Raw genomic sequence first — 8,287 nt, 5'->3', positions numbered from 1 at the left:
CCTGTGTGTGGAACAGGCATCTTGCCTGTGTGTGGAACAGGCATCTTGCCTGTGTGTGGAACAGGCATCTTGCCTGTGTGTGGAACAGGCATCTTGCCTGTATGTGGAACAGGCATCTTGCCTGTATGTGGAACAGGCATCTTGCCTGTTAAGCTAAAATGCCGCACTGGGGTTAATTAATACCTACCTAATTAATTGACAAAAATATAGGAAAATTTAGATAAGAGTTAAGTTAATTGGGAGAGTAGATCGTGATTATTTGGGTAAACGAGCAAATCGATCCGTCGGGCATTCTTTATTCTTGCATTGCTTGTTGCGATGAGACTCAAGCGAAGGATTGCCACGAATCTTTTGAGAAGAATTTGACGGCAGAGCAAAAACAGCAGGGCTGGGTTGCTACTTTGCGGACTGTTAGTTCTTGGGATGAGGTGCCTGTTAATGCTTTGAAATTGAATTAATGAGTGCAAGTCATCAGCAGCTTTAGTCTCCCCCTGTTTCCGTTCGCTTGAAACGGCAGGAAAACGTGGGAAATCTGTTCGTCCAAGGTAAGATAGCTCGATCGCACATTGGTCAAATTAACAGAGGTTTTGTGAAACAGAAGGCAAAAAGCTACCAGCATTTGGGGCTGCCAGTCTGAGGATTGTGCCCTGGAAGCTGCGGGAATTTGGGCGGAAATTTTCGGGCTGGCACTGCTGCGAACACGCTAGGACGAAAAAGCGTGCCAGTGCGGTCCTTTTCGAGGGCTCCGCTAACGACAATTTGCATTTTTTAAACTGATTTTAGCATTACTATTAATAGATAGAGGCATTTCCAATTGTCTAGTTAAATTTTTATGATTGAAACCTTATTTCACGCTTATACGCCTCTAGTTATCTGGACGGGCTTGGGACTGCTGCTGTTTCGGTACATCCCAGTTAATTTTCCCAAGCTGCTGAGCTACTTTCTTTTCTGGATTGGGATACCGCTGCAAATTCTAGTTTTAGCCCGTCAGAGCGATTTTTCGGGTGCTGTGGGATTCACGCCGGCGATCGCCATATTCGTGTTATTTCTGAGTACGAGTTTTGCTTGGCTGACTTGGGTATTATTGCGTAGGCTGAGTGCGGCCCACATCCAAAAGCCCTATTTTCAGGGCAAAAATTCTCTAGTAAATTTATTTTTAGTAAATTTTAATTCCCTGAAGCGATCGAGCCAAGGCAGTTTTCTCCTAGCTGCGATGTTAGGGAATACGGGCTTTGTTGGATTAGCAATCACCCCGTCTATCATCAGCACCGATAACAACAACTGGGCTGTTTTGTACAGCGTCACTAACAATGTTATTGGAACTTATTGTTTCGGTGTATTTATTGCTAGCTATTTCGGGAACTCCGAGCAAAAAAATCACTGGTGGACTCAGATCCGGGACGTGCTGACAGTTCCCGCCCTGTGGGCATTTTTAATTGGTTTTTATACTAGAAACATCCCCCTGCCCGAAATAGTGGAATCGGGATTGCAGACTGCTGTTTGGGTGGTAATTGCCAGTGCTTTGCTGCTGGTTGGCATCCGGCTGAGGTCTATTAAAAAATGGGAAAGTTTTGAACTGGCCTTAATCCCGTCGCTGTTAAAAGTGGTAATTGTGCCGGTGCTGATCGGGTTGGGTGCTAGTTATTTCGGATTGAGCGGCGATCCGAGGTTCGTGTTGGTGTTGATGTCGGGAACGCCCACAGCTCTTTCCGTGTTGATTTTAGCAGAAGTCTACGAGCTCGATCGCGATTTGTTAGCTAGTAGCATCGCCATCACTTCTGTCGGGTTGCTGTTGATGCTTCCCTTGTGGTTAGCTGGGTTTAGTTAATATTAGCTGGAGTCTACAATCGGCTGGATCTAAAATTTCGCAGTAGAATAAACAATAACTGTACGGAAAAGACGATGAACGAGACAATAACTGCTAGAAGTCGGCCTCGTACATTCCCCGACTATGCCCAACTGCCAGACTCCAACGGTACGTTTGTGAAAAATTTTTACGAGCATCCCCAGAGCATCATTCTGGCAGATTGGATGTTTTGGGATTTGCTAGCCGTAATGGAGAGCAAGAGCGCGATTGTACTCCGTTGGCTGTAGTTAGCGACTGCGAGCAATGGGAATCGATCCCGATGCTGAGGATTGATATCAAAGTCCCAAAATTCTCTCTGTAGCGCGAGCATCCCGTACCTTATCTTTTTTAATCACAAAAAACAAAGCTGATGGAAACTAAACCACCTCTACCGCCCTTTACGTTGGAAACGGCTAAAGCCAAAGTTCAAGCTGCTGAAGATGCCTGGAATACCCGCGATCCAGAACGAGTAGCCTTAGCTTATACGGAAGATTCTCAGTGGCGAAACCGTGCCGAATTCTTCAGCGGACGGGAACAAATCAAGGCTTTTTTAAGACGAAAATGGGCAAAGGAATTAGATTACCGTTTAAAGAAAGAACTGTGGAGTTTTACAGACAATCGGATTTCTGTTCGATTTGAGTATGAGTGGCACGATGATGCTGGCTACTGGTATCGCGCCTATGGTAATGAACAGTGGGAATTTGCCGAAAATGGGTTAATGCGAAGACGTGAAGCTAGCATTAATGATGTTCCCATTCAAGAGTCTGAACGGAAGTTTCGATAAGATTTATCTGTGAGTTGCTAGACGCATAAACCTGGCTTTTTAGGAAAATATGCAGGTTTGTAGTCAGGACTTTAGGCATGATTGACTAAACGCCAGAAAGACGAATAAAGTCCTCACTACTAACGAAAGGTTTGTAGTAAGGACTTGAGTCATGAGCAGAACTCTTGCAAAAATACAAAGCACCCCACCCCCACCCTCCTCTTTAATCTATGCTTTATAAGGGGGGACTTGCGGGGGTGAATTTGACTTTTGCAAAAACTCTAGAGAAGTTTATAGAGCATCTACGATCGTGTAGAATCTGAAAAAATAATTTTAAGGGAGTTTTGTTGCAAATGAAGTTTTTGGCGATCGAAACACTAATTGTTAGTTCTATCCTTTTGTCAATCTCATCATTGTCCTCTGCTCAAAGTAATCAACAGGGATCTACAATTCTACCCACAGGAGCTTACTACGCTCAAGGAACAATGTTCAATAACTCCCGTAGAGAGATTGCACATCAAAACAAGAGAATCTGCATCAAGATCGTCGATGGCCCTCCAAATCCCTACAAAGGAGTCGAATCTATCACAATTAGCAGCGTGTCTGTTGAAAATGGGAAATACTATATTGATGCCACTGGCACAGAGCTAGTATTAAAAAACAATGGAAAAGCATTCTCTGGCGACATTCGCGGTACATGGGAGTATAGAGGTATCTCGCCAGATAGAAGGAGTCAACCCATACAAGCTCAAAAAATGGCCGAGTGTGTAGCCGCTCAAGGACGATATGTGGAGAAGATGGAAGGAATATCAATTTCAGGAATCGATTTTCCCAAGCATTAACCACGATCGAGATGGGTGGGGGTGCAACCAAAAGGCGATCTGTGGGATGCAGTAATGGGTAATCGGAGTAAGGTGCGTAGTACGCACCTTACATCATTAGGTTATGCGTCTAGGACTGTATCCTCAATCGCAAAGCAAACTCGGAGAAGTCAGCACAAAGACATCCCTGGTTCCCACCCCTTCAGATTCCGGTTTAATCGGCGTAGTAAAGTGGAAAAACTCGTGGTCATTAACTAACAGCAATTCCCCTGGCTGCAGAATTTTATTAAAAACAGGCTTCTCTTTTTTAGCCAAGTACAAATGCGTTTCCCCGCCGACAATATTAGTTCTGTCAACCGAGAAAATCCCGATAAAGTCAGTACCGTCTTGGTGAATGCCTTCCGGTGCGGGGTTGCCAAAATTGTTTGGCGAACAAGTTGTCCTTATTTGATGGATGCCGATTTCAGCTTCCGGGTGAATTTTGCAGGAATCGAAAAAAGCAAAAATCATCTGTTTGAAATTATCGAGGGCGATTAGTCGATCGTCCAATTCGGCAAATTCCCGCCTGATATCACCCACTAGCGGATTGTATGTTTTGCTTTGATACAAATAGCCGTGAGGTAGCTTAACTAACTCATTTCCGTTGACCGCAAACCGCGATAATCTTCTAGAACGATACTTACCTTTCACATACGGATCGACAGGCATATCGTCAAAAAATTCCTTGAAACCTTCTAGCTTAATCGAGTTTACTTTTTTGAAAGTAAACATGAAGGCATAATCCAAATGAATGGATTCTAATACGGTTTTCATAGATTTTACTCCCTGAAGCCTTGCTCCCCTCCCTAATTTTGCCTGTAGGAGGTGTATGCTTCTACTCTAGCGCAGGTTTTTTGTATGTGTCGTAAAAGGCACTACAAAAATTGCAAAGATATCGTAAAGCTTGCAAGATGAATCCGGGGGCTGGTTCTTCTTTTAATCCAAAATCCCCAATCTAAAATCCAAAATCCAAAATCTAAAATCGATTGACTGCTTTCACCAGCGACTGACAGGCCCGCAGGAAAACGGCAACATCGACCCCAAGTGCGACGTACTGAACGCCAGCATCAATCCACTGCTGGGCGATTTCGGGGTTTTCGGCAAAAGTACCGGCGGCTTTGCCTGCTTTGCGGATGGTTTGCACTGCCTGCTGCATCATGTCGATCACGCGGGGATCGCGGACTTGACCGGGAATGCCGATCGACTGTGACAAATCGTAAGGCCCCAGAAAAATCACGTCAACCTCTGGCACAGTAACAATTTCTGCCAGGTTGTCGATGCCACCTTTGCCTTCGACATGAATCACAACTAAGGATTCTTCGTTGAGTCGATCGGTGATATTTGTACCTGCGGCGGTGTAAAGTCCGGCCCGCGTAGCGAAGGAAAGGCCTCGCGTGCCCAGAGGACTGTATTTAGCGCTTTTGACAGCGGTTTCGGCATCGATTTTGCTTTCAATTTGAGGTACTTGAACCCCTGCACTGCCGATGTCGAGAGCTCGTTGAATTTGCGGCCCGTCGTTTTTGCTGACGCGAACAATCGGTGCAATTCCGGTACAGTCGGCGGCGCGACACAAATCTTCAGCAGCAAGCGGGTGCAGGGGCCCGTGTTCCATGTCGATAACGGCAAAATCAAATCCAGCGTGACCGCAGATTTCTATGAATGCGGGATAAGGGCAGTTCATAAATAAACCGAGGACTGTTTCGCCTTGTTTAATTTTTTGTTTCAGTTGGTTTTGACGCATAAATAGGATTTTTTTAACTGGGGGGAATGCCGATGAACCCAGATTATTTTTAATAATACAGCTACACTATTGCAGTTATAAATTACTTTATGTTAAGAGAATAGACAAAAATTTTATAGCTGCTTTTGCTTCTATCTTAAAGGGAATCAAGCACAAAAGCCAGCCAAAAAGAAACATTCCTAAAATTGGTAAAAATATGGCTCCCACGGATGGTTCGACTAACCAAGCAAATAAAGAAAACATTCCAATACTGCCCGTTGTCCACAGCCAAAGAATCAGAAATCCTAGAACTATTTTATGTAAAGTCATCCTAATTTTTATATAACAACCAAACTTTTGAGGATGTATATCTCCTTGTATAATTGGGATCAATGACTTGCGACCGATGATGATGCGATTGATTTTGAATTTTTTGCCAGAGATTGTTCCTTCATAGGGTTTTGCAGGTGGCGGGCCAAAGGGTAGTGTTACTCTAAAAAGTTTGGGAGGAGTGACAACTTCCTCCAACCGGGACACAACTTCCGAAAAAGTTAAACTGGTAGTAATTGTTAAACTCTCAAACGGAATAAATAACCTAAAAAATTTGACTATCTTGAGCATAATGTTCATCCGGCTGTTCAATAGTTGTTGCTGGTATTAATGCCTCTTCTCTAAAAAAGTTTTCCCTGACAACAGCGCGAAATACCAGTATACTGCAAAATAAACATTTAGATGGGATGAGTGTTTTTCGCGCTATGTCAAAATTAATTCCACAATCTCCGATGAAACTTCGACAGTATCTATTGGTGCTCAAAGGTCGATCGATCCTTAGCCTCACCCTGGGCATAATTTCCGCGATAGGGAGCATTTCGCCAGTATTTGCCGAACCTGGGCGTAATCCAGACAATGCAGAAACTTGCGACATTCTAGTAGCAGGCGGCGGGCTCGCAGGCGCTGCTACCGCTTACGAAGGTTTGCTGGCGGGGCGCACAGTTTGCCTCACTGAAATTACTGACTGGGTAGGCGGTCAAATTTCTTCCCAGGGAACTTCCGCACTCGATGAAAGAGATACTCAGCGATCGCTCTTATTTTACCCCCGTGGCTACCTAGAATTGCGGCGGCGGATCGAGCAACATTACGGCCGGCTAAATCCCGGAGGCTGTTGGGTTAGCTATTCGTGTTTCATGCCCTACGACGGTCACAAAATTCTATTTAACATCTTGCAGGATGCCGCTAAAAAAGGCAAAGGCACGCTGAAATGGTTTCCCAATACAGTTATTAAAGAACTAGCAATTACTCCGGCTGTGGCGGGGAATACGGTTGGGGGTCAACAAATTAAAAGTGCGATCGCCATTCAACACAAACCAGCCGCCAACACCGGGCCAATCAACACCGAAACTCTTTCTCAGACTATCGAAGATGCCTATCGCTACGAAAATTCTCCGCGATTTAACAAAACTATTATTCGGTTTATTCCTAAAGCATCTGGAACCCCCCCTAACCCCCCCTTGCCAAGGGGGGGGAATTCCACCAGTTCCCCCCCTTTACAAGGGGGGAATTCCACCAGTTCCCCCCCTTTACAAGGGGGGAATTCCACCAGTTCCCCCCCTTTACAAGGGGGGGCTAGGGGGGGTGCTGATTGGTATGTTGTAGATGCCACTGAAACAGGTGAATTGATCGGACTTGCCGATGTTCCCTACCGCCTCGGAATTGACCCGCGTTCCCCTCTGGAACCTTCCTCCGCCAGCCCCACCGGCGACCCTTACTGCACTCAAGGTTTTACCTACACCTTTGCGATGGAGGCAACGAAGGAACCGCAGCAGCATCAAGTGCCGTCTTTTTATCAACAATACGCTCCTTACTACAGCTACGAATTGCAGAGATTGGCTAGCTTTCCTTTAGTTTTCAGCTACCGCCAAATCAGGAGTATGAGACCAGATGAAAAGCGACCTTCAGACCCGAAGCAATTCCCAATTTATCCTGGGGATATATCGATGCAAAACTGGACTTGGGGCAATGACTATCGTCCCGGCAATTCTCAAGATAATTTAATTTACACTCGCGAGCAGTTGTCAGCATCAGGTCAACTGCAACCGGGGGGATGGATGGGCGGTTTGCGAACGGAAACTTTGCGAAAAGGAGAGGAAAATGCCAAAGGATTTTTCTACTGGTTGGTAACAGGAACTACTGACTCGCAGCTAGGAGATGGAGTGAAAAAGCCTTATCCAAACAATCGTTTTTTGAGCGGGTTGGATTCGCCGATGGGGACGGTGCACGGACTTTCTAAATATCCTTATATGCGGGAGGGCCGGCGCATTATTGGGCGGCCGAGTTTCAATCAGGCTCAAGGTTTTACGGTGTGGGAAGTTGATATGTCTCGCACTGACTTTAGGGCTGATTTTTACCGCCAGAATTTGTCGGAGGAAGAGTATCGGAAGTTGTGGTTAGCTGTGGGTGGTTTGAATGCGCCGGCTTTGGCTGTGGGAAGTCAATCTGTTGAGGATACAAAATCGCGATCGCGCGCTACGATTTATCCTGATTCTGTGGGTATTGGTCATTATGCGATCGACTTTCACCCCTGCATGACCAACAGTCCGCCGGAAGCACCGGGAAATACCGAACGCGAAGGCACTCGCAAAGGTCAAGGGCAAGCTTATCCCTTCCAAATTCCGCTGCGGGCAATGATTCCTCAGAAAATTGACAATATGTTAGTGGCAGGTAAAAGTATTGCTGTTAGCCACACAGCGGCCGCTGCTTATCGAGTGCATTCTTTTGAATGGTCTGCCGGTGTGGCGGCGGGAGTTACGGCTGCTTTTTCCCTAGAAAAGGGGATTATCCCTTATGAATTAGTGGACGAATTGCCATCCCGCGAACCGAACTTGGAAGTTTTGCAGTTGCGGTTGCAACAAAATGCTAATCCCATCGCCTTTCCGGGTACTTCTATTTTCAATAGTTCGTGGCAAAATTGGAAATAATCGCAGTTGGTAATCTGTAGGGAGGGCATCCGGCCCGCCCCACAAGAAAATTCACTCTTTGTGGAACAGGGTGGAACAGGCTTTCGAGCCTGTTCCTGACACCCCACAATTAACTCGTTACCA

Annotated in this window: 8 protein-coding genes and 1 pseudogene; 6 read left to right on the top strand and 3 right to left on the bottom strand. The window is 45.7% G+C overall.

Translation table 11 applies throughout. The features are described 5' to 3' along the window. Positions 1-251 precede the first annotated feature (251 nt). From QUB20_RS02180 to QUB20_RS02160, 5 genes and pseudogenes are all read left to right on the top strand, one after another. A complete protein-coding gene (locus tag QUB20_RS02180) occupies positions 252-458 on the top strand; it encodes a glycogen debranching protein (protein WP_333038077.1) in 207 nt (68 codons plus the stop codon). Positions 459-832: 374 nt separating this feature from the next. Then, a complete protein-coding gene (locus QUB20_RS02175) occupies positions 833-1,828 on the top strand; it encodes an AEC family transporter (RefSeq protein WP_333242794.1) in 996 nt (331 codons plus the stop codon). Between the two features lie 74 nt (positions 1,829-1,902). Further along, positions 1,903-2,028, top strand: a pseudogene (locus tag QUB20_RS02170) (Uma2 family endonuclease); the annotation flags it as partial. A 188-nt stretch (positions 2,029-2,216) separates the two neighbouring features. Next, on the top strand, positions 2,217-2,630 hold the full coding sequence (locus tag QUB20_RS02165) for a nuclear transport factor 2 family protein (protein WP_333242797.1): 414 nt from the start codon (positions 2,217-2,219) through the stop codon (positions 2,628-2,630). A gap of 332 nt (positions 2,631-2,962) precedes the next feature. After that, positions 2,963-3,451, top strand: coding sequence for a hypothetical protein (locus QUB20_RS02160; protein WP_333242800.1), 489 nt, complete (start codon positions 2,963-2,965; stop codon positions 3,449-3,451). A 123-nt stretch (positions 3,452-3,574) separates the two neighbouring features. Here QUB20_RS02160 and QUB20_RS02155 read toward each other — a convergent pair whose 3' ends face one another. From QUB20_RS02155 to QUB20_RS02145, 3 genes are all read right to left on the bottom strand, one after another. Next, the gene (locus QUB20_RS02155) at positions 3,575-4,243 is read right to left on the bottom strand and encodes a 2OG-Fe dioxygenase family protein (RefSeq protein ID WP_333242803.1); all 669 of its coding nucleotides are present in this window, start codon (positions 4,241-4,243) and stop codon (positions 3,575-3,577) included. A gap of 202 nt (positions 4,244-4,445) precedes the next feature. Beyond that, positions 4,446-5,210: an aldolase/citrate lyase family protein gene (locus QUB20_RS02150; protein ID WP_333242806.1), complete on the bottom strand. Its 765-nt coding sequence runs from the start codon at positions 5,208-5,210 to the stop codon at positions 4,446-4,448. Positions 5,211-5,297: 87 nt separating this feature from the next. Beyond that, positions 5,298-5,726, bottom strand: coding sequence for a hypothetical protein (locus tag QUB20_RS02145; protein WP_333239746.1), 429 nt, complete (start codon positions 5,724-5,726; stop codon positions 5,298-5,300). Positions 5,727-5,971: 245 nt separating this feature from the next. Between QUB20_RS02145 and QUB20_RS02140 the strand changes: the two genes are divergently transcribed. Continuing rightward, positions 5,972-8,164, top strand: coding sequence for an FAD-dependent oxidoreductase (locus tag QUB20_RS02140; RefSeq protein WP_333242809.1), 2,193 nt, complete (start codon positions 5,972-5,974; stop codon positions 8,162-8,164). Positions 8,165-8,287 lie beyond the last annotated feature (123 nt).

Source organism: Microcoleus sp. B4-C2, from assembly GCF_036705265.1.
Taxonomy (GTDB): Bacteria; Cyanobacteriota; Cyanobacteriia; order Cyanobacteriales; family Microcoleaceae; genus Microcoleus.
The sequence above is the reverse complement of the archived record's forward strand: the minus strand, read 5'-3'. Positions and strand labels throughout refer to the sequence as shown.